Annotated in this window: 25 protein-coding genes; 11 read left to right on the forward strand and 14 right to left on the reverse strand. The window is 64.5% G+C overall.

Translation table 11 applies throughout. The features are described from left to right. Window positions 1–101: 101 nt before the first annotated feature. The 6 genes from HDE76_RS05625 to prmB form a co-directional block, all read right to left on the reverse strand. Window positions 102–2477, reverse strand: a complete 2376-nt coding sequence (locus tag HDE76_RS05625) for a FimV/HubP family polar landmark protein (protein ID WP_184505922.1) — start codon at window positions 2475–2477, stop codon at window positions 102–104. Window positions 2478–2652: 175 nt separating this feature from the next. Next, a complete protein-coding gene (locus HDE76_RS05630; RefSeq protein ID WP_255481452.1) occupies window positions 2653–2973 on the reverse strand; it encodes a hypothetical protein in 321 nt (106 codons plus the stop codon). Then, the gene (locus tag HDE76_RS05635) at window positions 2973–4004 is read right to left on the reverse strand and encodes an aspartate-semialdehyde dehydrogenase (protein ID WP_184505925.1); all 1032 of its coding nucleotides are present in this window, start codon (window positions 4002–4004) and stop codon (window positions 2973–2975) included. Before HDE76_RS05635 ends, HDE76_RS05630 begins: the two co-directional genes overlap by 1 nt. A gap of 129 nt (window positions 4005–4133) precedes the next feature. Then, complete coding sequence (locus tag HDE76_RS05640) at window positions 4134–5129, reverse strand: D-glycerate dehydrogenase (protein ID WP_184505927.1); 996 nt, start codon at window positions 5127–5129, stop codon at window positions 4134–4136. 52 nt (window positions 5130–5181) lie between these two features. Further along, the gene (aroC, locus tag HDE76_RS05645) at window positions 5182–6270 is read right to left on the reverse strand and encodes a chorismate synthase (protein WP_184505929.1); all 1089 of its coding nucleotides are present in this window, start codon (window positions 6268–6270) and stop codon (window positions 5182–5184) included. An 87-nt stretch (window positions 6271–6357) separates the two neighbouring features. Further along, window positions 6358–7284, reverse strand: coding sequence for a 50S ribosomal protein L3 N(5)-glutamine methyltransferase (gene prmB / locus HDE76_RS05650; RefSeq protein WP_184505931.1), 927 nt, complete (start codon window positions 7282–7284; stop codon window positions 6358–6360). Between the two features lie 82 nt (window positions 7285–7366). On the opposite strand from prmB, the gene asd reads away from it, so the two are divergent. After that, window positions 7367–8218 carry an archaetidylserine decarboxylase gene (asd, locus tag HDE76_RS05655; RefSeq protein ID WP_184505933.1) on the forward strand — a complete coding sequence of 284 codons (852 nt, stop codon included), beginning with the start codon at window positions 7367–7369 and terminating at the stop codon, window positions 8216–8218. Between the two features lie 75 nt (window positions 8219–8293). On the opposite strand, the gene HDE76_RS05660 is transcribed toward asd, so the two are convergent. Beyond that, window positions 8294–9784, reverse strand: a complete 1491-nt coding sequence (locus tag HDE76_RS05660; protein ID WP_184505935.1) for a transglycosylase SLT domain-containing protein — start codon at window positions 9782–9784, stop codon at window positions 8294–8296. A gap of 308 nt (window positions 9785–10092) precedes the next feature. Between HDE76_RS05660 and HDE76_RS05665 the strand changes: the two genes are divergently transcribed. Next, window positions 10093–11343, forward strand: coding sequence for a hypothetical protein (locus tag HDE76_RS05665; protein WP_179480263.1), 1251 nt, complete (start codon window positions 10093–10095; stop codon window positions 11341–11343). Then, window positions 11340–11840, forward strand: coding sequence for a transcription elongation factor GreB (gene greB, locus HDE76_RS05670; RefSeq protein WP_184505937.1), 501 nt, complete (start codon window positions 11340–11342; stop codon window positions 11838–11840). Before HDE76_RS05665 ends, greB begins: the two co-directional genes overlap by 4 nt. Window positions 11841–11894: 54 nt before the next feature. On the opposite strand, the gene HDE76_RS05675 is transcribed toward greB, so the two are convergent. From HDE76_RS05675 to rimO, 3 genes are all read right to left on the reverse strand, one after another. Next, a complete protein-coding gene (locus tag HDE76_RS05675; protein ID WP_184505939.1) occupies window positions 11895–12407 on the reverse strand; it encodes a hypothetical protein in 513 nt (170 codons plus the stop codon). An 82-nt stretch (window positions 12408–12489) separates the two neighbouring features. Then, complete coding sequence (locus HDE76_RS05680) at window positions 12490–13302, reverse strand: DUF3025 domain-containing protein (RefSeq protein ID WP_184505941.1); 813 nt, start codon at window positions 13300–13302, stop codon at window positions 12490–12492. Window positions 13303–13305: 3 nt separating this feature from the next. Further along, window positions 13306–14643, reverse strand: coding sequence for a 30S ribosomal protein S12 methylthiotransferase RimO (rimO, locus tag HDE76_RS05685; protein ID WP_184505943.1), 1338 nt, complete (start codon window positions 14641–14643; stop codon window positions 13306–13308). A gap of 207 nt (window positions 14644–14850) precedes the next feature. Between rimO and HDE76_RS05690 the strand changes: the two genes are divergently transcribed. Genes HDE76_RS05690 through pcp form a run of 8 tightly spaced genes read left to right on the forward strand, consistent with a single transcriptional unit; the run spans window position 14851 to window position 20838 of the window. After that, the gene (locus HDE76_RS05690; RefSeq protein WP_179480254.1) at window positions 14851–15510 is read left to right on the forward strand and encodes a dienelactone hydrolase family protein; all 660 of its coding nucleotides are present in this window, start codon (window positions 14851–14853) and stop codon (window positions 15508–15510) included. Window positions 15511–15563: 53 nt separating this feature from the next. Further along, the gene (locus HDE76_RS05695; RefSeq protein WP_184506653.1) at window positions 15564–15932 is read left to right on the forward strand and encodes an HIT family protein; all 369 of its coding nucleotides are present in this window, start codon (window positions 15564–15566) and stop codon (window positions 15930–15932) included. Then, window positions 15904–16635 carry a 5-oxoprolinase subunit PxpB gene (gene pxpB / locus HDE76_RS05700; RefSeq protein WP_343205661.1) on the forward strand — a complete coding sequence of 244 codons (732 nt, stop codon included), beginning with the start codon at window positions 15904–15906 and terminating at the stop codon, window positions 16633–16635. The genes HDE76_RS05695 and pxpB overlap by 29 nt, the downstream gene beginning before the upstream one ends. Continuing rightward, window positions 16632–17627 carry a biotin-dependent carboxyltransferase family protein gene (locus HDE76_RS05705; RefSeq protein ID WP_179480252.1) on the forward strand — a complete coding sequence of 332 codons (996 nt, stop codon included), beginning with the start codon at window positions 16632–16634 and terminating at the stop codon, window positions 17625–17627. Before pxpB ends, HDE76_RS05705 begins: the two co-directional genes overlap by 4 nt. 41 nt (window positions 17628–17668) lie before the next feature. Beyond that, the gene (locus HDE76_RS05710) at window positions 17669–18433 is read left to right on the forward strand and encodes a 5-oxoprolinase subunit PxpA (protein WP_184505945.1); all 765 of its coding nucleotides are present in this window, start codon (window positions 17669–17671) and stop codon (window positions 18431–18433) included. Window positions 18434–18488: 55 nt separating this feature from the next. Continuing rightward, window positions 18489–19184 (forward strand): DUF969 domain-containing protein, encoded by a 696-nt coding sequence (locus HDE76_RS05715; protein ID WP_179480249.1) that lies wholly within the window; start codon window positions 18489–18491, stop codon window positions 19182–19184. A gap of 2 nt (window positions 19185–19186) precedes the next feature. Then, entirely contained in the window at window positions 19187–20155 is a 969-nt protein-coding gene (locus HDE76_RS05720) for a DUF979 family protein (RefSeq protein WP_184505947.1), read from the forward strand. Window positions 20156–20169: 14 nt separating this feature from the next. Beyond that, on the forward strand, window positions 20170–20838 hold the full coding sequence (pcp, locus tag HDE76_RS05725) for a pyroglutamyl-peptidase I (RefSeq protein WP_221262314.1): 669 nt from the start codon (window positions 20170–20172) through the stop codon (window positions 20836–20838). Between the two features lie 104 nt (window positions 20839–20942). Here the strand turns inward: pcp and HDE76_RS05730 are convergent, their stop codons facing one another. The 4 genes from HDE76_RS05730 to apbC form a co-directional block, all read right to left on the reverse strand. Then, the gene (locus HDE76_RS05730; RefSeq protein ID WP_179480245.1) at window positions 20943–21428 is read right to left on the reverse strand and encodes a hypothetical protein; all 486 of its coding nucleotides are present in this window, start codon (window positions 21426–21428) and stop codon (window positions 20943–20945) included. Window positions 21429–21535: 107 nt separating this feature from the next. Beyond that, window positions 21536–22102 carry a dCTP deaminase gene (gene dcd / locus HDE76_RS05735; protein WP_179480243.1) on the reverse strand — a complete coding sequence of 189 codons (567 nt, stop codon included), beginning with the start codon at window positions 22100–22102 and terminating at the stop codon, window positions 21536–21538. Between the two features lie 96 nt (window positions 22103–22198). After that, window positions 22199–22738 (reverse strand): NADPH-dependent FMN reductase, encoded by a 540-nt coding sequence (locus tag HDE76_RS05740; RefSeq protein WP_179480241.1) that lies wholly within the window; start codon window positions 22736–22738, stop codon window positions 22199–22201. Then, window positions 22735–23829, reverse strand: a complete 1095-nt coding sequence (gene apbC, locus HDE76_RS05745) for an iron-sulfur cluster carrier protein ApbC (protein ID WP_184505949.1) — start codon at window positions 23827–23829, stop codon at window positions 22735–22737. The genes HDE76_RS05740 and apbC overlap by 4 nt, the downstream gene beginning before the upstream one ends. Window positions 23830–23849: the final 20 nt, after the last annotated feature.

Raw genomic sequence — 23849 nt, forward strand, 5'->3', positions numbered from 1 at the left:
GCGCTCGCGACACTGGGCCATCCTCGGTCGGCGGTCGCCGACAACGACGTCGGGCCGGCAAGGCCGGCCCGACGGTCAAGTACATCGGTCGCGGCGGACGATCAGTGCAGCGTTTCCAGCAGCCGTTTGGCGACATCCTGCTGAATCTGCGTACCTTCCTTGATCACCTCGCCGAGCATGGCGCGCGCGCCGTCGGCGTCGCCCATGTCGACATAGGCGCGCGCCAGATCGAGCTTGGTATCGACCGGGTCATCGTTGAAATCATCCAGATTCAGTCCCTGATTGCCGCCAAGGTCGCCGTCCTTATGGAATGTTTCCGTGTGAAAGGACTCCGGCTCGTCGAAGCCAAAATCCGATATGGCCTTGACCGGGGCTGCATGCGAAAGCTCGTCGTGTGAATCCGGCGCCGTCACCGGCGGAAGCATGACGTCGTCCTCCGGCTCGCCAGGGGCTGTGCTGGGCACTTCAGGCTTGTCGCCGTCGAAATTGAAGTGGTACTCGCTGACCATCTTCGAGGGTGGCAACGGCGGCATCGCCGACGGTGTCTTCGCCGCAGGCGCCTCGAAATCAGGCATCACGTCGTCCGACGCATAGTGGTCGATATCGAACGCACGGCGCGCCTCATGCATTTCGTGCGGCGGCAGCTCCACGTGGTGATCGAACAGCGGGTGGCCCGGCGCGAGATCCTCGCCCATATGCAGCACGTCCTGCCACTCATCCTGCTCGGTATCGGTGATGTGCGCGTGCATGGCTTCGGCAGCCGCTTCGAAATGATCGACGTCGCGGCGGGAGTAATACAGCGTGACCAGCTCCAGATGCAGGCCGATGTCGTCCGGATGCTCGGCCAGCTGATCGAGCAGCTCGTTCTGATCGATATCGCTGGGATCGTGACCGATCGACTCGGAGCCGAAACGATCGGCCAGCGACGCCGGCGACGACTCGACCTCGGCCGCTGCCTTGCGGCGGCGGCCAAGCAAGGCCAGCAGCACCAGGACGACCACCGCACCGGCACCCGCTGCCCATGCCCAGGTCTGCATATACCAGGGATCCTCGGCGACCGGCGTCGGCACGATGACGGGCTTGGGCTTGACCGCAGCTGGCGCGGCAACCGCCGCGACCGGCGCCGTTTTCACCGAGCTGGACGCGACCGGCGCGGCGGCAGATGCCGACGCGGTTGCACCCGGCGCCGCTGCGGAACCCGCGGCAGCCACCGTAACCGGCGGTTTCGCCGCAGCCGTGGCGGCTTTGGCCGGTGTGGCGACGGCGGACACGGTCTGCGCCGGCAAACCGGCGGCCTTGCGCGCGGTGGCGAGCTTGGCCTGCAGCTCGGCGATTTGATTGTCTTTGAGCGACAGCAGGCGCTCGTTCTTGCTGTTGATATCGTTCAGATCCTGCAGCCGCGTCTTCAGATCATTGCTCTGCTGCTGCACGCTGGCCAGGCTTTCCTTGGTGCGCTGCAGCTCCTGCCGCAGGCCGGCGGACGACTGATCGCCCTTGCCGCCGACCTGGCCGCCCTGACCGCTCGCCCCTTGCCGATCCGCCGCAGACACCAGCGCCAGACGATCCGTGACGCCGTTGGATCCTGACGAGGCTGTGCCGGAAGCTGGCGAACGCGTCGCCGTGTCGGCAACGGTGGTCGATTTGCCGACACGGCCAGCGCGCCAGTCGCTATTCTGCTGCTGGACTTCGGCGACCGCCGCGGCAGCGGCGAGCGTCTGCGCTTCGGCAGCGGTAGGAATGCGCAAGATCACGCCGCGCTTGAGCGCGTTGATATTGTCGCGATAGAACGCGTCGGGATTGGCCTGCTTCAGCGCGATCAGCATCTGATTCATGCTGACGCCGGCACTCGGCGCCGTGCTGCGTGCGATGGACGACAGCGTCTGCCCGCTTTCGACCGGGCCGTACTTGCCTTTGCTTGCGCCGACGGCGGCCTCGTCGGATTTCGGCGCTGCTGCCGGGTGATGCGGGCGCGGCGCGGGCGCAGACTCGGCGGCGGTCGACGTCGATGGCGTGGTGCGCGCCGGGCGAACCGGGGCCGAACGAACGGGCACCGATGGAGCGGTCGCGACGCCGGCGCCGGGCGTAGAATTGGGTGGGTCGAGCAGAATGGCGAACTCGCGCACGCTCTTGCCCGCGTGATCGTTCACCTCGAGCAGCAGGTCCAGATAGGGATCGTTGACGGCGACCGTGCTGGTAATGCGGATCACCGGTCGCCCGCCGCTGTTCACCACGCTGAAGCTCAGCGGCACGGTGGTTCGCCCGCCGACAATGCCCGCACGCGCAAAGTCCTCGTTGGAGGCCAGCTGCACGGTCAGTCCTTTCAGCTCGGCCGGCGTAGCGGAATTGATCGGGATCTCGGCCAGCAGCGGCTGCCAGAGGGCCGACTTGACCTGGATTTGCCCCATGTCCAGCGCCAGCACTTGGCTGCTGCCCAATGCCAACGCGACGAGCATCGACAACTTCAACGAACGATTCATTGCGTTTTCCCCCGAACGACTCTTGACGCCATGGACAGCGCCATTGATGAAGTTGCCGACGCCGCAGCGTGCTCCATACGCGGAACCACTTTAGTTACATGCAGACTAATCAACAATAGCTGAAACGACCACTTGCAGTACATTCCTGTAGTCCGTTCTCGCTATGCCAGCCGTCTTAGCGATGTCCTGCTGCCTGTTTTGCCTGCAGCGCCTGCAGTTCCTGCTGCATTTGGGCGATGGCCTTGTCCTGCTGCTGCAACCTTTCGCTGGCCTGCTTGCTGTCCGACTCCTGCTTTGCGACCGAACCCTGCAACTGCTCCACCTGAGCCTGCTGCTGCTGCAGTTTCTGCTTGGCGCGGGCCAGCGAGGCCTGCGTCGCCGCACCGGATCGGTCCTTGTGCGACATCGCCCGGCCATCGGCCCAGACCGCGGGGGAAGCGAGCAGCAGCGCCAGGGTGGCGGCTTTCAGAGCCAGCGTCATGCTTGTACGCGCCATCACAGATAGTCCTCGATCAGCTTTTCGGCGATCTGCACGGCGTTGAGCGCGGCACCCTTGCGGATGTTGTCCGAGACGATCCACAGGTCCAGGCCGCGCTCGTGCGAAATATCCTCGCGGATGCGCCCCACGTAGACCGCGTCGTTGCCGGCGGCCTCCCCCACCGGGGTCGGATAACCGCCGGGCTTGCGCTCGTCCACCAGGATCACGCCTTCCGCCTTTTCCAATAGCTCGCGCGCCTGCTCGGCGGTGATCTTGTCGGTCGTCTCGATATGCACCGCCTCGGAGTGGCCGTAGAACACCGGTACACGCACGGCCGTCGGATTGACCTGGATCGACTCGTCCTCGAGGATCTTGCGCGTCTCCCACACCAGCTTCATTTCTTCCTTGGTGTAACCGTTGGGCTGGAAGTCGTCGATCTGCGGGATGACATTGAACGCGATCTGCGCCGGAAATTTCTTGCCTGGGTCGACGCTTTGGAAATTCAGCAGCGCCGCGGTCTGCCGGCCGAGTTCCTCCATGCCCGTGCGTCCGGCACCCGATACCGACTGATACGTCGCTACATTGATCCGCTCGATCTGCACGGCACGATGGATCGGCGCCAGCGCCACCAGCATCTGCATGGTCGAGCAGTTCGGGTTCGCGATAATGCCGCGGCGCGTGTAGTCGGCGATGGCGTGCGGGTTGACCTCGCTGATCACCAGCGGCACGTCGTCGTCGTAGCGAAACTCGGAAGTGTTGTCGATCACCACGGCGCCGGCCGCCGCCGCACGCGGCGCATGCGCGCGGCTGACCGAACCGCCGGCGGAAAAGAAGGCGATATCGACGCCGGCAAAATCGTAGGTATCGAGCAGTTGCACGGTCACGTCCTGCCCGGCGTATTTGACCTTGCCACCGGCGGATCGCTCGCTCGCCAGCGGCATCAGCTCGCTGACCGGAAAATCACGCTCGGCCAGGATCGCCAGCAGCGTCTCGCCGACGGCGCCGGTAGCACCGACCATGGCCACTTTGTAACTGCTCTTTTTACTCACGGATTGATTACCTGCGATTCCGGTTCTAAGGATGGCTCAAGGGAGAAAACATGGCGGAACAATCACGATGCCGAAATCCCGCCGCGCCACAGAGTACACGTGCAAACATTTGGACGGCCAGTTGAGCGCTCACTTTGTGAGCAACTCGGCATTGATCGGCGTGGGTGGATGCCCCGCATGCGGACCGTGGCCCAACGCCGCAATGACATTATCGACCGCCAATGTGGCCATCGCACGGCGGGTTGCTGCGGTAGCGCTGCCAATATGCGGACTCAGCACGGCGTTATCGAGCGCCAGCAGATCGGGATGCACCGCCGGCTCGCCTTCGAACACATCCAGGCCGGCCGCCGCCAGGCGCCCCTCGCGCAGAGCCGCCGCCAGCGCCGCGTCGTCGACGATGCCGCCGCGCGCAATATTCACCAGTACGGCATGCGGCCTCATCATCGCCAGCTCGGCCGCGCCGATGGCGTGCCGGTTTTCCGGCGTGTACGGCAGCACCAGGATCAGATGATCGGACTGCGCCAGCAGCACAGGCTTTTCGACGTAGCGTGCCTTGCAGTCCAGTTCGATATCCGCCGCCAGCCGACGGCGGTTGTGATAGATCACCGGCATGCCGAAGCCCGCGGCGCGGCGCGCGATCGCCTGGCCGATGCGGCCCATGCCCAGAATACCCAGCGTCTTGCCATGCACGTCGACGCCGAGCCAGTCGTCGAAGCGCATGCCGTGCCATTGACCCGCCCGCAGCCAGCGCTCGGCGGCGCCGACCCGACGCGCGGCCGCCAGCATCAGCGCCCAGGCGTAGTCGGCCACGCTCTCGTCGAGCACGTCGGGCGTATTGCAGGCGAGTACGCCGGCCCGGGTCAGTGCGGGGATATCCAGATTGTTGTAGCCCACGCCGAGGTTGGCGACCACCTTCAGCCGGCGATTGCCCTCGAGCAAGGCCGCGTCGATACGGTCGCCGCCGCCGAGGATGGCACCATCGACGTCCATCAGCGTGGCTTTCAGCTGCTCGGCGGAAAGCTTCTGCTCCACGGTCTCGGCCACGACCTCAAAATACTGCCCCAGCGTCGTCAGGGTCTCGGGAAAAATGGGGCGCGATACCCATACGCGTTGTCGCTCGCTCACTTAAGCACTGTCCTTTCAATGGAGCCTTCCGCCCTATCCGGCGTAGAACGCATCAGGGAATCCGCGGCTCGACGATACCGACGTCGCCGCATTGCGCGCGATGGCGCAGCGCATGATCGATCAGCACCAGCGCCATCATCGCCTCGGCGATCGGCGTGGCGCGAATGCCGACGCAGGGGTCGTGCCGGCCTTTGGTCACGACCTCGGTCACTTCGCCGGCGGTGTTGACGCTTTGGCCGGGAATCAGAATGCTCGAGGTGGGCTTCAGCACCATCGATGCCGTCACCGGCTGTCCGCTGCTGATGCCGCCGAGAATGCCGCCGGCATGGTTGGACGCAAAGCCGTCCAGACGAATCTCGTCGCGATGCTGGCTGCCGCGCTGGCTCACCGCGGCGAAGCCGTCGCCGATCTCCACGCCTTTGACGGCATTGATCGACATCAGCGCGCTGGCCAGGTCGCTGTCGAGCTTGCCGTAGATCGGCTCGCCCCAGCCCGGCGGCACCCCGTCGGCAACCACGTTGACGCGTGCGCCGACCGAGTCGCCGGACTTGCGCAGCGCGTTGATGAAGGCTTCCAGCTCAGCCACCTGACCGGCATCGGGCCAGAAAAACGGATTCTGCTCGACCGCATCCCAGTCGAACGCGCTCGCGACGATGTCGCCGATCTGCGCCAGGTAACCGCGGATGCGGACGCCGTATCTCTCGGCCAGCCACTTCTTGGCGATGACCCCTGCCGCCACGCGCATGGTGGTTTCGCGCGCGGAAGAGCGTCCGCCGCCGCGCGGATCGCGGATGCCGTACTTCTGCCAGTACGTGTAATCGGCGTGGCCCGGACGGAAGGTCTGCGCGATGTCGCCGTAGTCCTTGCTGCGCTGATCGGTGTTGCGAATCAGCAGCCCGATCGGCGTGCCGGTGGTCCTGCCCTCGTACACGCCGGAGAGAATTTCCACATCGTCCGCCTCGTGCCGCTGCGAGGTGTAGCGGCTGCGGCCAGTGGCGCGACGATCGAGATCCGTACGAAATTCTTCGACGCTGATCGGCAGCCCGGGCGGGCAGCCGTCAATGACGCAACCAATCGCCGGCCCGTGGCTCTCGCCAAAGGTAGTGACCGTAAAAAGCGTGCCGAAGGAATTGCTGGACATGGCGTCGATGCGTCGTGGATAACCGTTACAGCTTAACCGCGAAGACGCTCAGCCGTGCGGCACGGTCTGATGCTTGCGGCAAGCGCATCAAGCCGCGCGTCGAGCGGCCGCCGCCGCGCGAATGGCATCGGCATGCTCGATCAGGTCGCGCCGCTCGAGCGCGAACACGCCCATCGCGCCGACCTTGAACTCGATCCAGATAAACGGCACTTCGGGCAGCAGCGCCGCCAGCGCGTGCTCGCTTTCGCCGACCTCGACGATCAGCAGGCCTTCGTCGGTGAGATACTCGGCCGCCTCGTCCAGCATGCGCAGGCACAGGTCCAGACCGTCCGCGCCGGAGGTCAGCCCGAGTTTGGGCTCGTGCCGGTATTCGCCCGGCAGCGCGGTGTACTCGTCTTCGGTGACGTAGGGCGGATTGGAGACGATCAGATCGTAATGCCGGCCTTCGACGCCGGCGAAGAGATCGGACTGGATCGCATGCACGCGGCCTTCCAGGTGCTGGAACACGATGTTCTCGCGTGCCAGCGACAGCGCCTCCTCGCTGATATCGACGATGTCGACCTGCCAGTCGGGGTTGTATTCGGCCATGGCAATGCCGATGCAGCCCGAGCCGGTGCAGAGATCCAGCGCTCGCTCGATCGGTCGGTGGTCCAGCCACGGCGCAAAGCGCGACTCGATCAGCTCGGCGATCGGCGAGCGCGGCACCAGCGCGCGGCGGTCGCTCTTGAACTTCAGTCCGGCGAACCAGGTTTCACCGACCAGGTAGGCGACCGGCAGGCGCTCGTTGACGCGGCGGTCGATCAGCGTCAGCACGGCGGCGCGCTCTTCGCTGGTCAAACGTCCCGCGCCGTAGGCCGGCGGAATATCCGGCGGCAGATGCAGACTGGCCAGCACCAGGTGGGTGGCCTCGTCGATCGGGTTGTCGTGACTGTGCCCGAAGGTCAGCCCGGCGGCCGAGAAGCGACTGGCGCCATAGCGGATGAAGTCGATGATCGAGGCGAGTTCGGCAGTCACGGAAAATCCTGGGCAGGCGCATTCAAGGGCGGGCAGTATAAAGCCAGCGACCCGGATCGCCCGGCTTGCTTATACTGGCAGGATGACCTTCAAGATCATCCTCCAGTACGTGCTGCCCCACCGCGCCCTGTCGCGAGTGGTCTATTGGGCTACGCGCTGGACGTTCGCGCCGTGGAAAAACTGGCTGATCGGCACCATCGTGCGGAACTACCAGGTCAATATGGCCGAGGCGCTGCAGCCCGATCCGCTGGCCTACCAGCATTTCAACGCCTTCTTTACCCGCAAGCTGCGCGCCGACGCCCGGCTTGCCGATGCCGACCCGACCACCCTGCTTTGCCCGGCCGACGGGCGCGTCAGCCAGTCCGGCGATATCGTCGACGGGCGGATCTTCCAGGCCAAGGGCCACGATTACACCGCGGCCGAGCTGCTCGGCGACGAGGCCGCCGCGGCGCCGTATCGCAACGGCCGCTTCGTCAACGTCTATCTTTCTCCGCGCGACTACCACCGGGTGCACATGCCGATGGCCGGGCGGCTGAAGGAAACCGTGCACGTGCCCGGCCGCATCTTCAGCGTGGCGCCGTTCGCGGTCGAGGCTATTCCGCAGCTGTTCGCGCGCAACGAACGGCTGGTCTGCCATTTCGAAGGCGAGCACGGCCCGTTCGTGCTGGTGATGGTCGGCGCCATTCTGGTGTCGTCGGTCGCCACGGTGTGGGACGGTCTGGTGATTCCACCGTATGCCTCGTCGATCCGGCGCAAGTCGTTCGAAGGCCAGAACATCACGCTGGAGCGGTTCGCCGAAATGGCCCGCTTCAATATGGGCTCCACCGTGATCCTGCTGATGCCGGCGGGCATGGTCACGCTGGATGCGCTGCAGCCGCAGCAGGCGGTGCTGGTCGGTCAGCGCATCGGCCTCTGCTCAAACTCAAGCAACTAACGCCTGAAACCGCCGCGCGTGGAACCGCCTGCGTCACTCGCCAATGCGGTGACGCAGCTTTTACTGATTCGCCGACTAGCGGCAATCGGGCAGCTTCAGCGTCTGACCGGGGCTGATCGAGTGATGCTTCAACCCATTCAGATCGGCCACTTCCTGCACGCTCGAACACTGCAACTTGCGCACGACACTGGCTAGCGAATCGCCCCGACGAACTTTGTACACCTTGTAGCGTCGTTCGGCCTTCGGCGCGGGCGAGGATGGCGTCGGTGTATAGGCAACCACCGGAATCACCGCCGTATGCAGATCGTTGGCGAGAATCGGCCACGGGCCGCTGACGCAGCGCGAGGCATAGACCCTTTCCAGCGACTTGGGCAGGTGGATGTCGCTGCCCGCCGGTTGCTGGGCCTGCGGATCCAGCCGCGGATTGAGGTTGCGCAAGGTGCGGAACCAGCCGTCATTCATGCCGTTGGACGAACCCAGGCAGACGGTGAGCTCGGACAGCGAGGCCGCGCGCTTGAGCGTGACCTTGCCCGGTGCGCCATCGACCTTGGGAAATTTCAGGTTGTAGCTGTCCGGATGCAGGAACAGCCACGCGGCCGCCAGCACCGACGGCACGTAGTCACGCGTCTCCTGCGACAGCTGGTTGTAGATGCGCGGGTCGTAAAAACTCACCGAGGTATCGTCGCCGACCACGCGGCGCACGCGCCCTTCGCCGCCGTTGTAAGCGGCAATGGTCAGCTCGAGATTGTTGTTGAACTGGCCGAGCTGCTCGTTGATGTACTCAGCGTTGGCGCGCGCCGATTCCGACGGGTCGTAGCGCAGATCGAAGCCGCCGTCGCTGGTCAGGCCGAAGCGCGTGCCGGTGGCGTACATGAACTGCAGCGGCCCGGCCGCGCCCGAACGCGATACCGCATGCACCTTGCCGCCGGACTCTTTAGCCATGATGCCGAACAGCAGCGCTTCGGGCAGATCCGCCGCCTGGTATTGCGGCCACATTTCGAAGCGCATGTACTGATAGTTGACGTAGGCATCCATGAGCGCCGGGCGCCACTGCGTCAACCACATTTCCAGCGCCGCCTTGACCGGCCCGTTCATCGCGATCAACTCAGAGAGTTTCTGCCCGTGCAGCAGGGTCACGCTGCGCTGCGCCTCGGGCAGACTGGCCGCGCCGGTCTTGCCTGTGGGCAGCGCGGCCTGGCTGGGATCGATATCGCTGTCCAGATCCTGATCGCCGCCGAAGTCGCCGTCCTTGAGCCGCAGCAGATGATCGAATACCGAATAGAAGCGCTGCGAATCGCAGCCCGGCGTGCTGCCGCAGCGCGCCGCTGCCGCCTTGAGCTGATCCAGCGACTGCGTCAGCGTGATCTGCGAGGCCTGTACGTTGCCTTGACGCGACTGCTGCAGCGCCACTTCGTAGCCCTGGCTGGCCTGGTCGAGCTGTGCGTAGAGCGCGTTGACCTGGGCACTGGGTTTGCCGGCCGCCGAGGGCGTGGTTGCACAAGCAGCAAGCAAAGTCATGGCGGCAGCGAGAGGCGCGACACGGAGGCAACGGAGAAGTACCGACATGGAAAGTTCGCTGGCTGCAAAGCGCCCACCATAGCCCGCACGGCGTTTTGACTCAACGACCATGGCTGCAAACGACGCGGATAACGACAGGCATCGGCTGATCGCTACAATCGAGCGGCCAACCACGGATTGCCACACCATGAAGGAAACCCCCATCGACCGCAGTAACAGACGCCGCACCCGCCCGAACGGCCCGGGCGATCATCGACCTGGCTGCAAAAAGGAATCGGAACCGACGGCTCCTGTTGGCAAACGCCGCGGCCGTTATAGGCGTTGCGACCTTGCCGGCGACGAGTGCTGAATTCGGCATGGCACGCATCGAAGTGGCTTCGGCCGACACCCCGTTCCGCGAACGCCTGCGCAGCGGCTTCGGTTACCCGCTGCGCGGCGCAGGGTTGGCCACCTGCGTCGCGCTGGCGCTGTTTCATTATGTCGGCCTGTTACCGTCGTACATCGGCGTGCTGGCCAGGATGCTGGTATGGACCGCGACCTGGCGCTATGCCGCCACTTGCCTGCTGCACACCGCCAACGGCTACGCCGATCCACCCGATGTCGGCGTGGACAGCGGCGACGCCAGCGCCTGGGGGCTCACCGCCATCCATCTGCTGGTGGTGGCGTTTTGCGTGCTGGCGATCGTGTTCTATCCGCATGCGCTGCTGCCGCTGCTGATCCTGTTTGCGCTGGTGCTGCCGGCGATCGACATGTCGCTGGCATTCGACGGCAATATGGCGCTGGCGATCAACCCGTTGAACTGGGCTCGCGTAATCGGCGCCTTCGGCAGCGCGTATCTGGTTCCGGTGGCGATCAATGGGCTGCTGGCCATCACGATCGTCATCGCATCGATCACCACCGCCTTTTTGCCGCAGATCCTGGCGCTGCCGCTGTTCGCCTTTGCCTACAGCTATCTCGCCGTGCTGGCCTTCCATCTGATGGGGGTACTTATTCATCAGCGCCATGAGCGTTTCGGACTGGAGCCCGAAGCGCCACGGCTGGCCAAGGCCGTCGGACAAGATGCCGATGAAGATTTGCTGGCGCAGGTCGAAGCGCTGGCGTCGGACGATCCGATGGCGGCCACGTCGCTGCTGGTGGCGCGCATGCAGAATCGCGTGGCGCCGACGCCGCTGCATCTGGCGTATCGACGGCTGCTTCAGCAGCAGGGTTTTCGCGACGGCCTGCTGGTGCACGGACAGATATGGATGGCTTCGCTGATGGCCCAGGGCGAAGCCAAACGCGCGCTGGGCGTGCTGCAGGAGTGCTGCGGCATCGACGCGCATTTCATTCCCGACGACCCGCGCACCTGCCGCGAACTGGCCGATCTGTCGGCGCGGCTGGGCATGCGCCGGCTGGCGCTTCATCTCGGCCGCGGATTTCTCAACACGTGGCCGCGCGACACCGATGCACCGCATGTCGGCCTGCTGGCCGCGCGCCTGTTGGCCGACGAGCCCGAGCACAAAAGCGAAGCGGCACAGCTATTGGATAGCCTGGCTTGCGCGTGGCCGGAACACCCGCTGCACGCAGAAATCGGCCTGCAGCGATCGCGCCTGGCGCGCACGCCATGAGCCGCTGGCGCCCGCCGTCACCCCGCTCCACCGCGATCATCACCCGCGAGGGTTTCGAGCGGCTGAAGGCCGAGCTCGATCACCTGTGGCACGTGCTGCGGCCGCAGGTGGTGAAGGCTCTGGCCGCCGCGGCAGCCGAAGGCGATCGTTCGGAAAACGCCGAATACATCTATCGCAAAAAGCAGCTGGGTGAAATCGACCGGCGGGCGCGCTATCTGAGCAAGCGCATTCCCGATCTGAAAGTCGCGGAAGGACTGCCGGGCGATCCGGGCCTGGTGTTTTTCGGCGCGCGCATCGAACTGGAAAACGTCGATACCGGCGAGATCGTCCACTACCGGATCGTCGGGCCGGACGAGACCGACGCCAAGCGTGGGTGGATCAGTATCGACTCGCCGCTGGCGCGTGCCGCGCTGAAGCGACGTGTCGACGACGAGTTCAACGTGGAATTGCCGCATGGTCCGGCAGCGTTCGCCATTATCGGCATCGAATACGCCTGAAGGCGGCCGCTGGAAGGTGACGCCCGCGACGATTGCCGCAGGCGTCGAAAGCGACTATTGAGCGCCGTTCAGTTCCTGCTGCAGCGCGCCGATCTGCTCCTCGTGTGCTTCGTAGAAGCTGACATTGGCCGGGTTGATCCGGCTCTTATCCATATACTGCGCCGCTTCCGGATGGCTCTTGGCCTGCACGGCCATACCCGCATTCATCAGCGCAAAGTTCGCCAGCAGAAATTCGCGCGGCGTGAAGCCGTACTTCTGCAGCAACGGCGCCACGCGCTTGTCCTGCGCCACCGGCAGGTTGGCCAGATCGTCCAGGCTGTGCACGTTGGAAAAATCCTTCGGCTGCTCCGGATTGATGTGCAGGTCGTGCGCTTCCTTGGTCGCACCGACGAGCCGCTTGAAGTTGTCTTCGTTCAAGCTGTAATTCTCGATCGCCTGCTTGTCTTCCGGCGAAAAGACCGGAACCTGCTGCGCCTGCGACCAGAGCGGGGCCATCGCCAGCATGCCGCCGAGCAATAACAGCAGCGGTCGCCTAAAGCGCTTGTTTACCGTCGTACGTGTTTTCATCAAACGCTCCTGGTTGGTTTCGGTGAACGCAGAGCCTAGCATCGGCGCATTTAGTCAGTGTGAGCGTGGAGCAACGCCTGGTTCAGGCCAGACGCAAGGCGTCGGGATACTCGCGGTCCGCCCGCCGCGGCTGGTAGCAGTCCGCGCTGCGATGGAACGCCTCGTTATCGCCCTGCGGATGCCAGCCCGGAATGCCCGATAGCGGCAGCGGCCGCAGCTCCAACGGATCGCACAGCAGCTGTCCACTCATCACGGCATCGACGCAGGCGCGATGCACATCCGCCATGTCCATCGTGGTCGTCGGCTGGAAGACCAGCGCCTTGCCGACCAGCAGCTTGTCCGGGCTCAGCGCGTGCTCCAGCAGCGCATGGCCGAACACTTCCACTTCGATGCTGCCGTCGAGCCAAGCCCGCCGCCGATTCCAGAACAGGCCATACCAGTCGTGCGCATTCCACAGCGCCAGCAGCGCGGGGTCGCGCACGGCGACGATCACACCGGCTTCGTCGAAGTGGGTCATCGCGTACTGCGGGCGCGAGCGCTGTTTAGGCCCCATGCGTGCGATCTCGTCGACCTGACGTCGATTCAACGCCTGCTTCAACGCCGGATGGCGCAGCCAGATCAGCGCATTGAGCAGGTCGTGCCAGTTGCCCTCACGGGTGGCAATTTCACCGCGCTCGGCGATGCGCTGTTCGTAGTGCATGCCATCGGCTAGCAGGTCGGGCGTCTGCGCTACGAAACGGACGCCAGCGTCCCTCGGTAGGGCATCGTTCAACGCATCGATGGACGGCCATTCGATGCCTTCCAGCTTCGCCGCATGCTCGCGCCACGCCGCCAGCGGCTGCCGCGCAAACGCGGCCGCATCGACCGTCCCGCGCGCCGGCGCGTGATAGCGCATGGATCAGCCGACGAGGCGGGCGTGCAGGTCGTGATCGTCGGCGGACTCGACGACCACGTCGACAAACTGACCCGGGCGCAGCTTCTGACCGTCCGCAATGATGACGGTGCCATCGATTTCCGGCGCATCGGCGGCCGAACGCGCGATTGCACCGTCCTTGCCGGCTTCGTCGACCAGCACCTTGATGGTGCGACCGATTTTCTGCTGCAGCTTGGCCGCGGAAATCTCCGCCTGCACCATCATGAACTGCTCGAGGCGATCTTCCTTCAGCTCTTCGGAAACCGGATCGGGCAGCTCGTTGGCCTTGGCGCCGTCGACCGGCGAATAGGCGAACGCACCGACGCGATCGAGCTTGGCCTCACGCAGAAAATCGAGCAGCTCCTCGAACTCGGCGTCGGTCTCGCCGGGAAAGCCGACGATGAAGGTGCTGCGAATCGTCAGATCCGGCACGACCTTGCGCCAGTTGTTGATGCGCTCCAGCGTGCGGTCGATATTGCCCGGCCGCTTCATCAGCTTGAGGATGCGCGGGCTGGCGTGCTGGAACGGAATATCCAGATACGGCAGCAATTTTCCTTCTGCCATCAGCGGCATGATTTCGTCGACGTGCGGGTACGGGTAGACGTAATGCAACCGCGACCACACGCCCAGCTCCGACAGGCCTTCGCACAGTTCGGTCATGCGCGTGCGGTAGGTCTTGTCGCGCCACGGGCGCTCGGCGTATTTCAGATCCACACCGTAGGCACTGGTGTCCTGCGAGATGACCAGCAGCTCCTTGACGCCGCCCTTCACCAGACGCTCGGCTTCCAGCAGCACTTCGTCGACCGGGCGCGAGACGAGATTGCCGCGCATCGACGGAATGATGCAAAAGCTGCAGCGGTGGTTGCAGCCTTCGGAAATTTTCAGATAGGCGTAGTGCTTGGGCGTGAGCTTCACGCCTGTGTCCGGCACGATATCGAGGAACTTGTTGCGCATCGGCGGCAGCGCCTTGTGCACCGCCGTCATCACGCTGGCGTAGTCCTGCGGACCGCTGATCGACAGCACGTCAGGATAGGCCTCGCGGATCAGGCTCTCGCGCTTGCCCAGGCAGCCGGTGACGATCACCTTGCCGTTCTCGTGCAAGGCCTCGCCGATCGCGTCCAGCGACTCCTGCACGGCCGAATCGATAAAGCCGCAGGTGTTCACCACCACCGCGTCGGCGGCGTTGTAGCTGGGCACGATCTCGTAGCCCTCGACCTTGAGCTGGGTGAGGATGCGCTCGGAATCGACCAGCGCCTTGGGGCAACCCAGGCTGACGAAACCGATTTTTTGCGTGCTCGTGGAGGGGCTGGCTGAGGCGGGCATGGGCTGGAAACGTGATGGCAAGACTGCGTATTGTACCCCGCGCGCCGCGTCCATCGGCCGCAGCACCTTGCGACGACGAATGTCTAACATGCCCGGGCGGTGCCTCGCGCTAGACTTCGCGCATTCGATCCACCGTTTCGTCGGCATCGCTTCCCTGCTCTCCATGCGATGCCACCGATACCCCCCAACCACAGCACAGGACAACTCATGGGCCAGTTCATCAAGCTTGAAAGCGGCAATACCACTATCGACGCCTATCTGGCGGAACCCGCGGGCAAATCCAAGGGCGGTATCGTGGTGATCCAGGAGATCTTCGGCGTCAACAGCCACATCCGCGACGTCACCGATCGCTTTGCCCAGGCCGGCTATACCGCCATCGCACCGGCGCTGTTCGATCACGCCGAGAAAAACGTCGAGCTGAATTACGACGAAGCCGGCATGAAGGCCGGTATCGATCTGGTCGGCAAGGTCGGCTTCGACCAGCCGATCCAGGACGTCGAAGCCGCCGCCAAGCGTATTGCCGGCGCGGGTAAAGTCGGCACCGTCGGCTTCTGCTGGGGCGGCAGCGTGGCGTACCTGTCGGCGATCAAGCTGGGCCTGCCGGGCGTGAGCTACTACGGCGGGCGCAACGTCATGTTCGTCGACCTGCAGGCCAAGGCGCCGCTGCTGTTCCACTACGGCGAACGCGACGCGCATATCAGCGCCGACGATCGCGCCAAGGTGCAGGCCGCCAATCCGGATGCCGGCTTCTACGTCTACGACGCCGACCATGGCTTCAACTGCGACCAGCGCGGCAGCTACGACGCGAGCGCCGCCAAGCTGGCGATGGAGCGCACGCTGGCCTTCTTCGAGAAGAACCTGGCGTGATCGATCGGCATTTCGCACTCGATGCGCGACTGGCAGCCGACACGGTCGGCGTGATGTCGCTCCCGCTGTGCGACGTGCTGCTGATGAACGACGCGCGCTACGCGTGGCTGGTGCTGGTACCGCGCCGCACCGGCCTGGTCGAAATCACCGATCTGGCCATTGAGGACCAGGCAACGCTGTGGCAGGAAGTCGACCGCGCCACCGCCGCCCTGCGCGCGGTGGCGCCCTGCGACAAGCTCAACCTCGGCGCGCTGGGCAATATCGTGCGCCAGCTGCATATTCATCTGGTGGCGCGTATCGAGGGCGACGCCGCATGGCCCGGCCCGGTATGGGGCCATGGCAAGGCCGAGACGTACGGCGCGCCAGCGCTGAACGAACGAGTCGAGGCACTGCGTGACGCGCTCGGCGGCACCGCCCATTAGCGCCGTGCCGCCTGCCGTGCAGTGGGAGGCGATGGCGGAGAACGCCCTGCTGTTGCGCTTCGGCGACACGATCGATAGTTCCCTCAACACCTGCGTCCATGCGGCTACCGCGCATCTGCGAGAGCGGCTGCCGACACTGGAATATGTGCCGGCCTATGCCAGCGTGCTGCTGCGTTTCGATCCCGCGCATTGGCCTGCGCTCGAAGAACGCTCGCCGCATCAGCAGCTGGGCGATGCCGTTATCGCCGCGCTGGCCGACCTGTCGACGGCAGCGACCGCATCTGCGCTGATCGAGATACCCGTGCTCTACGACGGCCCCGATCTGACCGACGTTGCCGCGCTCACCGGCTTTTCCATCGAGGACGTCATCGTGCGCCACGGCGCGGTGGAATATCGAGTGGCGATGCTCGGCTTCGCGCCAGGCTTTCCCTATCTGCTCGGACTGGATCCGGCACTTGCCGTACCGCGCCGGACCGATCCGCGCCAGCGAGTGCCCGCCGGCAGCGTCGCCATCGGTGGCCGACAGACCGGTATCTATCCCACTGAATTGCCCGGCGGCTGGCAGCTGATCGGACGCACCCCGCTGCAGCTGTTCGATGTCGCCGCCGATGTTCCATCGCTGCTGGCCGCCGGCGATCGGGTTCGGTTCCGCGCGATCGATCGGGCGACCTTTCAGCAGATCGCCAAAGCGCGATCCGCATGAGCGTCATCGTCCTCAAGCCCGGGCTTCTGAGCACGCTGCAGGACGCCGGTCGCCCGGGCCATGCGGCGCTTGGCGTGGGACGCGCAGGCGCGATGGATGGGCCGGCCTTGCAGCTGGCCAACGCGCTGGTCGGCAATGTCGACAACGAGGCGGCGATCGAATGCACCTTGCTCGGACCCACATTGAAATTTATCGAAGCGACCGTGATCGCGCTGACCGGCGCTACGATAGAGGCGTCGGTCGACGGTCGACCGATCCCGATGTGGACGCGCTGCCAGCTGCCCGCCGGAAGCGTGCTGCAGCTCGGCGGCATGTCGGTGGGTTGCCGCAGCTATCTAGCCGTGGGCGGCGGTTTCGACGTGGCGAAGGTGCTGGGCAGCCGCAGTACCGATCTGCATGCCAGGCTGGGCTACGCCAACGGCCGGGCGCTGCGCGCGGGTGACGCACTGCCGACGGGAGCGTGCACATCGCAAGCATCCATGCACCACAACGATGAACTGACATCGCTGCCCTGGAGCATCGACCCGCATCCGTGGTTCGACTTCGCTTTCCGGCCGCTGGCGCTATTGGCGGGCAAACACTCGGCGCTTTTGGACAAAAGATCGCAGCAAATTTTGCATGATGGAAAGTTCGTTCTGAGCAAGGACAGCAACCGAACCGCCGGACGTCTGGACGGCCATACGCTGAGCCTGCGCCAGCCGCTGGAACTGATCTCCGAAGCCACCCTTCCCGGCACGCTGCAGCTGCCGCCGTCCGGCCAGCCGATCGCACTGCTGGCCGAAGCGCCGGTGACCGGCGGCTACCCACGCATCGGCCAGATCGCCGTGGTGGATCTACCGCGACTGGCACAGCGTCGTCCCGGTGATGCCGTATGCTTTCGTCCGAGCACGCTCGACGACGCTGTCCGACGATTGCACGAACGTGAGCAGCGGCTGGGGAAGTTGATCCAGACGATCCAGCGCAGGCTCCGGCTGGATCGGACGGCACACTAAGCGAACGAGATGGAGTGGGATGGGATGAGAGGGGATACGCGATGAAACGCATCGACCTGAACTGCGACCTCGGCGAGTCCTTCGGCGCCTGGCGCATGGGCGCCGACGATGCGGTACTGGCACTGATCAGCTCCGCCAGCATCGCCTGCGGTTTCCATGCCGGCGACCCCACGATCATGCAGTACACCGTCAAACAGGCCATGGCACACGGCGTGGCGATCGGCGCGCACGTATCCCTGCCGGATCTACAGGGTTTCGGCCGGCGCGAAATGCGCGTGACACCGGCCGAAGTACAAGCCATGACGCTGTACCAGATCGGCGCCCTGCACGCCTTCGCCGTCGCGGCCGGCACACGGCTGGCGCACGTCAAACCGCACGGCGCGCTGTACAACATGGCCGCACGCGACGCCGCGCTCGCCGACGCCATCGCCGACGCCGTTCATCGGTTCGATCCGCGGCTGCGCCTGTTTGGCCTGGCGAACTCCGCGCTGATCGCGTCGGCCGAAGCCATCGGTTTGCCGGTGGCGAGCGAGGCGTTCGTCGACCGGCGCTATCGCAACGATGGTTCGCTGCAGCCACGCGGCGAAACCGGTGCCGTCATCGAGGACATCGACGACGCGACAACGCAGGCGATCGCTATCGCACAGCACGGCCATGTCATCGCCAACGATGGAAGCACCGTATCGCTGCACGCCGACACGCTATGCCTGCATGGCGACGGCGCGCACGCGCTGATGTTCGCCAGCCGGTTGCACGAAGCCTTGCTGACTGCTGGCTTGCAAATCAGCGCACCGGGCACGCAATGATGCCGGTCGCGTCGACGTTGTTAGCGGAGGCCGCGGCCATTACCGAGACGAGCCGATGAACTACTGGCCGTTGCTCGGCATCGCCGTGATCGTGATCGGCTTCCTGTTGCGCTTCAATCCGGTGCCGGTTGTCGTGTGCGCCGCACTGACCAGTGGTCTGCTGGCCGGCATCGCCCCGCTGACGCTGCTCGCGCTGCTGGGCAAAAGCTTCGTCTCCAGCCGCCTGCTGCTGCTTTTTGTGCTGACCCTACCGGTGATCGGCCTGCTCGAGCGTGCCGGGTTACGCGAACACGCGCAGCGCTGGATCGGCCAGCTGCGCGGTCTGAGCCTGGCGCGACTGCTGATGAGCTACCTTCTCGTGCGCCAAGTGCTGGCGATGTTCGGCCTGACCGGCGTCGCCGGTGCACCGCAAACGGTGCGCCCACTGCTGGCCCCGATGAGCGAGGCGGCGGCGGAAAAAATCCTGCCGGCATTGACCGATGCCGATCGCGATGAAGTGCGCGCCATCGCGGCCGCCACCGACAACGTCGGCCGCTTCTTCGGCGAGGACGTGTTCATTGCGCTCGGCGGCGTGCTGCTGATTCAGGCGTTCTATACCCAGCACGGCATCGAGCTGTCGCCGTTGGCGATTGCTCTATGGGCCTTGCCGACCGCTGTGGCCGCCTTCGTCATTCAATCGGTGCGCGTCTGGCTTTATCAACGGCAGCTGCAACGCCGGGCCGGCGACGTTCATGCACCAAGGAAAGGCTGAGCATGCTGCGGGTTGAATACGCTTATTGGCTGATCGCCGCTTTTTTGCTCTATGCAGGGCTACGCCATCTGCGCGAGCGCCAGGGCTGGCGCGCGGCATTCTGGCTACTGCTGGGCCTGCTTTTCGCCAGTGGCGACGAGGTGCTGGCACAGCAGGCAGCAGGGAACGAACTGCCCTCGCAACTGGCCGGTGGTGGCGTGATTCTGCTCGCACTGCTGGCACCGCGGTTGCGGCGTGTGCCGCACGCGCAGGATGTAGGCAGCAAGACGCGCCGGCAATCGGCGCTGCGACTTGGTCACCGATTATTCGTACCTGCGCTGCTTATTCCACTGGTGACCTTGCTGATCGCGCTGCTCGGCCCACATCTGTCGATCATGGGCTACGCCGTATTCGCCAAGCCGCAGCTGACCCTGACCGGCCTGGCGCTCGCCTGTGTTGTCGCACTGTTCGCTGCCTCGCGCGTCACCCGCGCACCGATGCAAGACGGGTTCTTCGAAGGCAGACGCCTGCTCGATGCGATCGGCTGGGCTACCGTTTTGCCGCTGCTACTCGCTGCACTGGGCCAAGTGTTTACCGAGAGTGGCGTCGGCAACGCGATTTCCGGGCTCACCAGCGCTTGGCTGCCTACCGGTAGCGCGCTCGCCTGCCTGCTGGGGTTCGCGCTGGGCATGGTGATCTTCACCGTGATCATGGGCAACGCCTTCGCCGCCTTTCCAGTGATGATGGCCGGCATCGGCCTGCCGCTGTTGATCCAGCAGCATCACGCGAATCCGGCGATTCTCGGCTCGATGGGCATGCTGTGCGGCTATTGCGGCACACTGATGACGCCGATGGCTGCCGACTTCAATCTGGTGCCGGCCGCCCTGCTGGAACTGCGCAGCCCGTACGGCGTGATTCGTGCCCAGCTCGGCAGCGCGCTGGCGATTCTTGCCGCCAACGTCATGCTGATGTATCTGTTGGTGTTCCGCTGATTCGATCACCGACCATGCCAAAGACCTCCCACCAGGATCTGCCACGCATTCTGCTGACCGGCTTCGATCCGTTTGGCGGCGAAAGCATCAACCCGTCATGGGAGGCGGTGCGCACGTTGGACGGAAAGCGCATCGGCGGACATCGCATCGTGGCCCGTCAGCTACCGACCGAATTCGCCGGCTCGCTGCGCGTCTTAAAGGCGGCCGTCCGCGAGATCGCCCCGATTATTTTGCTCGGTGTGGGCCAAGCGGGCGGTCGTACTCAGCTATCGATCGAACGCGTCGCCATCAACGTGCAGGACGCGCGCATCGCCGACAACGCCGGCGCACAGCCGGTCGACGAGCCGGTGATTGCCGATGGTCCGGCGGCATACTTCAGCACCCTACCGATCAAAGCCATGCTTGCTGCGCTCCACGCGAAGGGACTGCCGGCCGAGATATCGCAAACGGCGGGAACCTACGTCTGCAACCATATCGCTTACGCCATGCTGCATCTAGCTTCTAAAAAGCGCGGCGTGCGGGCGGGCTTCATGCATATTCCCTACCTACCGGAGCAGGCTGCACGCTTGCGCGGCGCCGCCAGCATGGCGCAGGCTGATGTCGTGCAGGGACTTGAGATTGCGCTGCGCACCGCCATTGTCACCAGCGTTGATCGCAAGCTTTCTGCCGGTGCAATAGATTGATACAGCGCTAAGCACGCCCAGCCTCGCCTCATTGAACGACTCAAAAGCAAAAGGTCCGCAGATTGCTCCGCGGACCTTTTGACTAGACGGTAGAAATTGCCTGATCAGTAACCGTTACCCGCACCGGTATGGTCCTGCGGCGGTGGAGCGGAGTCCTCAATCGGTGCTTTCTCGTGGTGATCTTCCAGAGCGCGCGCCTTTGTATCGACCGGGTTGATTTCGACTAACTGATCCTTGTCCTGGTAATACACGCGAAACCCGTAATCGAGCTGCAGGCGAGCCATGTACTGCAAGTGAATTTTACGGATTTTCGAATCGTCGCTGGCCGTCAGCAGCACCGTCTTGGGCAATTTGCCCTGATCTTTCAGATAGGCGAAATGGCTACCTGTGTCGATTGCCGACAAAACGGCGCCATCGACAAGAAATTGCCCTTCCTTGTAAGCCTGGATGGTGGTGTCAAACTGACCTTTCACCGTATAGGAAGGAACCTGCTTCGTCCCACCAAACATATGGCAACCGGAAAGCAGCACAACGCTGCCCAGCATGATCGCGGCCGTGGCGCGCTTCAGCAGTGTGGAAAAACGGATCATGCAAGTCTCCCGTGCGGTGGATCGATTCAATCGGTTGGAGTGTAGCGCCCGGCTGCGGCAATGGCAGCGGCCTTTACAAAGGCCGTTCAGGCGCAGGAAGCGATGGCTCAGGTGCGCGGCAGCGTAACGCCCTGCTGGCCCTGATATTTGCCGCCGCGATCCTTGTAACTGGTTTCGCATTCCTCGTCGGATTCGAGGAACAGCATCTGAGCTACGCCTTCGTTGGCATAGATGCGTGCCGGCAGTGGCGTGGTGTTGGAAAATTCCAGCGTCACGTGACCTTCCCACTCCGGCTCCAGCGGCGTCACGTTGACGATGATGCCGCAGCGTGCATAGGTGCTTTTGCCGAGGCAAATGGTCAATACCTTGCGCGGAATGCGGAAGTACTCGACCGTCCGCGCCAGGGCGAACGAATTGGGCGGGATAATACAGACATCCGCCGTCACGTCGACGAAGCTGCCCGCATCGAAATGCTTGGGGTCGACGATGGTCGAGTTGATATTGGTGAATATCTTGAATTCGTTGGCGCAGCGCACGTCGTAGCCGTAGCTGGAGGTGCCGTAGGAGACCAGCTTCTGGCCGTCCCGCAGCTTGACCTGGCCGGGCTCGAACGGCTCGATCATGCCGTGCTGCTCCGCCATGCGGCGAATCCACTTGTCAGGTTTGATGCTCACGCGATCTCCAGTCTCAAAGCGGGCTGCGGCTGGGCACGAACCCGGCCAAAGGTGCCCAAAATACCACGGCACGGGCCGCGCAATGCGCCTTGGGCATCACCCACTGGACAGTTCCGTGGCAAGCGCGGCCAGGACGCCACGCAATTCGGCGCAGCGCGCCGGGTTGTCCAGGATCGCCCCGACCTCACAGCCTGCGCCCGACAACGGCACCGTCATACAGGCTGACTCCAGCAACTGCGCAGACATCGTGCGCAGGATCTCGCGCAAGGCGACCTGCGCATGAAACGAACCACGGCCAGAGGTATTCAGCAGTGCCACCGGTCTGCCCGGAAACTCCAGGCTGCCAACCAGCCAGTCGAGCAGGTTCTTGAACGCACCCGGCACGCCATGGGCGTATTCGGGACAGGCAATCAGCAGCGCATCGCTGCGACCCACCGCACTGCGCAACGCCTGTACCGTGGCCGGCAACGGCTCGACGTCGTCATCCGGACAGAACAGCGGCAAGCGGCCAAGACCGGTATACAACTCGAGTTCGAGCGTGTCCGGCGCCAGTTGCTGCGCTGCCTGCAGTACCGCCGTATTCGTCGAGATCCGGCGCAGGCTGCCCGACAGGCACAGCACGCGTTGCCGCATCATGCGGCAGGCGCGCCCTGCACCACGATTTTGCCCAGCCCCAGCGACTTGTTGCGCGGCTGACGCGACAGGCGCCCGGCGGCATTGCGGGCGATTTCACGATAGCGGGCGGCCAGATCGGAATCCGGTATGGCCACGACCGTCGGCGTACCGCCATCGGCCTGCTCGCGGATGCGGATATCCAGCGGCAGCGAACCCAGATACGGCACGCCGTATTGCTCGGCCATGCGCGCACCGCCGCCTTCGCCAAAAATATGTTCCTCGTGGCCGCAGTTCGAGCACACGTGCGTCGCCATATTTTCCACGACGCCCAGCACCGGCACCTCGACCTTCTCGAACATCTTCAACGCCTTGCGCGCGTCCAAAAGCGCGATGTCCTGCGGCGTGGTGACGATCACCGCGCCGGCCACCGGCACCTTCTGCGAGAGGGTCAGCTGGATATCGCCGGTGCCTGGTGGAAGGTCGACGATCAGATAATCCAGTTGCTCCCAGCGCGTATCGGTCAGCAGCTGCATCATCGCCTGGGTCACCATCGGGCCACGCCAGATCATCGGCGTGTCTTCCTCGACCAGGAAGCCGATCGACATCACCGACAGGCCATGCGCCTGCATCGGGATGATGACTTTGCCATCGGGCGATTCGGGTTTGCCGCTGACGCCGAGCATGCGCGGCTGGCTCGGACCGTAGATATCCGCATCCAGCACGCCCACCTTGGCCCCCTCCGCCTGCAGCGCCAACGCCAGATTGGCCGAGACGGTGGATTTGCCCACGCCGCCCTTGCCCGAGGCGACCACGATGATGTTCTTCACGTTGGGCAGCGGCGCCAGCGTGCCCTGTACTTTGTGGACATGGACGCGACTGGTCATCGACACCGCCGCCGACTCGATGGTCGGCTCGGCTTCGAGCGCCTGTTGGACGCGTTTGGTCAGCTCGTCAACGGCACCGATAGCGGGATAACCCAACTGAATATCGACGGAAACGCGGCCGCCATCGACGCCGATAGCGCGTACGGCGTCGACCAAGGGAGCGCCCGTGTGCGGATCTGTTTGCTCGGCGAGAACGCGGCGAACCAGGGCTTCGATAGAGACATTCATTCGTTATAAGCAATCGGAAA

Origin of the sequence: Rhodanobacter sp. ANJX3, from assembly GCF_014200755.1 — a bacterium.
Taxonomy (GTDB): domain Bacteria; phylum Pseudomonadota; class Gammaproteobacteria; order Xanthomonadales; family Rhodanobacteraceae; genus Rhodanobacter.

Coding starts and splice junctions, on each gene's coding strand:
- rimO (WP_184505943.1), bottom strand. CDS start 14,643: ATGCCCGCCTCAGCCAGCCCCTCCACGAGCACGCAAAAAATCGGTTTC.
- HDE76_RS05680 (WP_184505941.1), bottom strand. CDS start 13,302: ATGCGCTATCACGCGCCGGCGCGCGGGACGGTCGATGCGGCCGCGTTT.
- HDE76_RS05720 (WP_184505947.1), top strand. CDS start 19,187: ATGCTGCGGGTTGAATACGCTTATTGGCTGATCGCCGCTTTTTTGCTC.
- aroC (WP_184505929.1), bottom strand. CDS start 6,270: ATGTCCAGCAATTCCTTCGGCACGCTTTTTACGGTCACTACCTTTGGC.
- HDE76_RS05690 (WP_179480254.1), top strand. CDS start 14,851: ATGGGCCAGTTCATCAAGCTTGAAAGCGGCAATACCACTATCGACGCC.
- pcp (WP_221262314.1), top strand. CDS start 20,170: ATGCCAAAGACCTCCCACCAGGATCTGCCACGCATTCTGCTGACCGGC.
- HDE76_RS05730 (WP_179480245.1), bottom strand. CDS start 21,428: ATGATCCGTTTTTCCACACTGCTGAAGCGCGCCACGGCCGCGATCATG.
- apbC (WP_184505949.1), bottom strand. CDS start 23,829: ATGAATGTCTCTATCGAAGCCCTGGTTCGCCGCGTTCTCGCCGAGCAA.
- HDE76_RS05740 (WP_179480241.1), bottom strand. CDS start 22,738: ATGATGCGGCAACGCGTGCTGTGCCTGTCGGGCAGCCTGCGCCGGATC.
- asd (WP_184505933.1), top strand. CDS start 7,367: ATGACCTTCAAGATCATCCTCCAGTACGTGCTGCCCCACCGCGCCCTG.
- HDE76_RS05705 (WP_179480252.1), top strand. CDS start 16,632: ATGAGCGTCATCGTCCTCAAGCCCGGGCTTCTGAGCACGCTGCAGGAC.
- HDE76_RS05715 (WP_179480249.1), top strand. CDS start 18,489: ATGAACTACTGGCCGTTGCTCGGCATCGCCGTGATCGTGATCGGCTTC.
- HDE76_RS05625 (WP_184505922.1), bottom strand. CDS start 2,477: ATGAATCGTTCGTTGAAGTTGTCGATGCTCGTCGCGTTGGCATTGGGC.
- HDE76_RS05695 (WP_184506653.1), top strand. CDS start 15,564: ATGTCGCTCCCGCTGTGCGACGTGCTGCTGATGAACGACGCGCGCTAC.
- HDE76_RS05630 (WP_255481452.1), bottom strand. CDS start 2,973: ATGGCGCGTACAAGCATGACGCTGGCTCTGAAAGCCGCCACCCTGGCG.
- HDE76_RS05675 (WP_184505939.1), bottom strand. CDS start 12,407: ATGAAAACACGTACGACGGTAAACAAGCGCTTTAGGCGACCGCTGCTG.
- HDE76_RS05665 (WP_179480263.1), top strand. CDS start 10,093: ATGGCACGCATCGAAGTGGCTTCGGCCGACACCCCGTTCCGCGAACGC.
- HDE76_RS05710 (WP_184505945.1), top strand. CDS start 17,669: ATGAAACGCATCGACCTGAACTGCGACCTCGGCGAGTCCTTCGGCGCC.
- HDE76_RS05660 (WP_184505935.1), bottom strand. CDS start 9,784: ATGTCGGTACTTCTCCGTTGCCTCCGTGTCGCGCCTCTCGCTGCCGCC.
- greB (WP_184505937.1), top strand. CDS start 11,340: ATGAGCCGCTGGCGCCCGCCGTCACCCCGCTCCACCGCGATCATCACC.